Genomic DNA, 3,491 nt, shown 5'->3' with positions numbered 1-3,491 from the left:
TCGTTGAATCGTATCATATGCGGCGACGTGTAGCATCCCACGCTGTACCCGGCTTTCCGGTAGACCCCAGCCAGTATCCTGCATGTGCTGCCCTTGCCATTGGTGCCGGCCACATGTATGGAAGGGAAGTGGTTCTGTGGGTTCCCGAGTTCCTTGCAAAAATCCTCGAACTTCGACAGATTAAAATCTGCAGCCTTCGCATGATCGGACTGGAATTTCGGGATCGCGGCAAGATACTGCTCAACATCTTCAACGGAAAAAAACGGCATCGATAACTATACCCAAAGTTTACATTTCGTTCTTAACATAAAGCTCATTACTTTGACGGGAGCTTGACCTGGATTATTCACAAAGAAATTTGATTGTGGGCAAGGCGGAGTGGAAAGGGGGACGGAGAGGTACCTTTGTATCTTGGAGCATCCATTTCCACCCCAACGTAACACAGGAGCAAATTTCGAAGTTATTATCTAATAGTTCAAAAAAAGGCTTTAGTAAATTCTAAGGTTTTTAATAAATAAGTAGGATAACTAATAATCCTTATTATTCATGAATAATCCGGGTTAAAAAAAGTTCGTCTCATATGTTATGATATATAATTCATTGGTGAAACCCTTATTATTTCAGCTGGATGCTGAACGGGCTCACGATTTGACACACCATTTTGCACGAAAAGCCTCTGACAGTGGTTTTCTGCGGGCTCTGGTAAAAACAATCTATGACTATCAGGCGCCCGGTCTCTCCCAGAATATATGGGGATTGACATTCAGAAATCCCCTCGGCCTGGCCGCCGGATTTGATAAAAACGGACATATTCCCGAAATCATGGAGGCGGCGGGACTCGGATTTATTGAAATCGGCAGTATCACCGGAAACCCAAGCACCGGAAATCCCAAACCCCGTCTCTTCCGCCTGCCTCGCGACCGTGCGCTCATCAACCGTATGGGGCTCAATAACGACGGGGCCAAGACCGTCGTTAAGCGGCTTAAGAACAAGAAGATATCCATCCCCCTCGGTGTCAATATTGCCAAAACACACGACCCGAACGTAATGGGCGACCTGGCTATCCGTGATTACGTACACAGCTTTAAAGAAGCCCAGAAAGTAGCCGATTACATCACGGTCAATATCTCGTGTCCCAACACCACCGAAGGCAAAACCTTTGAAGATCCGGCGGCCCTCGGGGAGCTGCTTTCGGCCCTTGCCATTCGAAATGACGCCCGCGTGGTACCGACGCTGATTAAATTCTCGTCCGATCTGACGAAAGATCAGCTCATGCAGCTTCTGCAGGTTTGTGAAGCCCACCAGATTCCCGGATACGTAGCCTGTAATACCTCTTCCGCCCGTGACCATCTGGATACCCCCGAATCGGAGCTTAAAAAAATCGGTTACGGTGGATTGAGCGGCCACCCGATCGCTTCAAAAAGCGTGCGCGTCATTCGATGGATCAGCGAAGCTACCAAGAGGCAAAAACCGATCATCGGGGTCGGCGGCGTGGATTCATTTTCCACGGCTCTTCAGATGATGCTGGCAGGCGCTGATCTTTTACAGGTTTACACCGGACTGGTTTATGAAGGGCCGGGCCTGATCAAATCCATTAACCGGCAGTTTGTAAAAGAGCTTAGGGAACTGAATGTCGATTCAATTTACCAGTTGATGAGTGCGTCTTAGAGAGCTTTGCAAAACCGTTCTTTTGGCCAATATCTGCACTTTCGCAAATTCAAAATCCTCACATATGCCATATATGCTGTGGTTTTGAATTCGCTCAGGCTTTGATAGTGATCAAAATCCCTGGTTTTTCAAAAGATCTCTCTTAATATATTTTAAAATTGGGAATCGGGACATATGTTACCACCAGCTACGCAAACCTGTCTTTTACGTGCGGGAAAAAAGATTATCTCAGGCACCGACCGTTCCAATCCGTGAAGATCTGCCACCTCAACCTTCAGTCTTAGCTTAATCTCCGACCTTCTGTGTTCTGCGCTCGACTTGCCGCTCTTTTTAACGTTCAGCGTTCATTAGTGCCCTGTTACCGCAATTTTCATTCATATCTTCGGCCTCAAACAATGTACCGCGGCAGAGTAGAGGGAATCTGTACCAGCACTTCATAATTCATGAAATTACGCATTTCACTAAAAGAGGCTACCGTCATCTCCTGCTCGCCCTGGGTTCCGATAATGACCACTTCATCTCCTTTGGTTACATCAGGAATATCGGTAATGTCTACGGTCAACAGGTTCATATTCACCAGTCCCGCCACCGGCGCCCGTTCCCCGTTGATCAATACGATGCCGACATTGGTCAGGTTGCGGCCGAACCCGTGAGCATACCCTATGGGAACGGTGGCAATCTGTTCGTCGCGGCTGGTAAGATAGGTATTGCCGTACCCGATAAATTCACCCGCCGGCACTTTTTTGGTGCTCATAACTTTACTTTTCCAGCTGATCACCCGCTTAAGCGGATCCTTATGTTCCGCCTGTATATTCGGGTATCGTTTTACAAAATTCATGTAGGTTTCCCGGTTGGGCCAGAATCCATACTGGGCGATACCGATACGCACCATATCCATAATGGTTTCAGGGTAGTTCAGGGCCGCAGCGGAGCAAGCCGTATGATAGTATTGGGCTTCGATGTCCTGATCTTCAAACCAGGAAGTGTACTCCCTGAACTTTTCAATCTGTTCCTGGATACGCACGTAATTACCCACACTCTCCGCACCGGCGTAATGCGTGCAGATGCCCTCAAGCCTGAGAAGCTTCCGATGTTTCTTAAACAGACGCGAAATATCCTCAAAATTGTCCGGATCAAGTCCCAACCGGTTCATGCCGGTCTCCAGATGCAGGTGGATGCGCGCCGGCTTGCCAATTCGTTGGGCTTCCCTGATAGCGGCATGCATGCGGTCCAGCTCAAAGATAAAAAAGGAGACATCCCGCTCAATAGCCCAGGCGATGACCTCATTGCTGACCATGCCTACAATCATAATGTGGGTATCGCCGCAGGTTGAAGCGCGACTGGCTTCACGGGCTTCATCGGAACTGAAGACCGAAAAATGGCGAATACCGCACTCTTCCGCCATGGGTACAAAATATTTGATACCGTGTCCGTATGCATTGCCCTTGATAACCGAACTGAATAGCACCTCCTTACCGATGTAATTCTTCAGAAAGGAGATATTTTGTTGAAAGGCTGATTTGCTAAGCTCCACATAAGAAGGGTAAAACGGGTCTTTCATCCTTGGGATAGTATCTCGTTAATGATTTGCATGAACATAAGAGTGCCGGTGGCAATCACCTCGTCGGGAAAATCGTAGTGTTCGGAATGCAGCGCGTTATGCTCCCTGCCAATACCCAGGCCAAAAATCGCCCCGGGTATTTCTTTCGTAAAATGACCGAAATCTTCGGACCAGCTGAAGGGATTCTCCTTTTCCAGGATATCCTTTTCCTGATGTGCTGCGGCACTGCGAATGATATCAACGGCTTCGGGATTATTTATGG

The 3,491-nt window shown here is 48.1% G+C and carries 4 protein-coding genes; 2 read left to right on the top strand and 2 right to left on the bottom strand.

Features of this window, described 5'->3' with window-relative positions:
- Both ACESLU_RS13100 and ACESLU_RS13095 read left to right on the top strand, forming a co-directional pair.
- Window positions 1-275 (top strand): hypothetical protein (locus ACESLU_RS13100; protein ID WP_372639080.1); only part of this gene is annotated, 275 nt, incomplete at its 5' end.
- 310 nt (window positions 276-585) lie between these two features.
- On the top strand, window positions 586-1,668 hold the full coding sequence (locus ACESLU_RS13095; protein WP_372639079.1) for a quinone-dependent dihydroorotate dehydrogenase: 1,083 nt from the start codon (window positions 586-588) through the stop codon (window positions 1,666-1,668).
- Window positions 1,669-2,056: 388 nt separating this feature from the next.
- Here the strand turns inward: ACESLU_RS13095 and alr are convergent, their stop codons facing one another.
- Together alr and ACESLU_RS13085 are read right to left on the bottom strand one after the other, a co-directional pair.
- Complete coding sequence (alr, locus tag ACESLU_RS13090) at window positions 2,057-3,229, bottom strand: alanine racemase (RefSeq protein ID WP_372639078.1); 1,173 nt, start codon at window positions 3,227-3,229, stop codon at window positions 2,057-2,059.
- The coding region (locus ACESLU_RS13085) for a M20/M25/M40 family metallo-hydrolase (RefSeq protein ID WP_372639077.1) at window positions 3,226-3,491 on the bottom strand (266 nt) is incomplete at its 5' end. The genes ACESLU_RS13085 and alr, both read right to left, overlap by 4 nt.

The sequence above is a fragment of the Fodinibius sp. genome (assembly GCF_041642155.1).
Lineage (GTDB): Bacteria > Bacteroidota > Rhodothermia > Balneolales > Balneolaceae > Fodinibius.
This window is presented reverse-complemented; position numbering and strand designations above follow the sequence as displayed.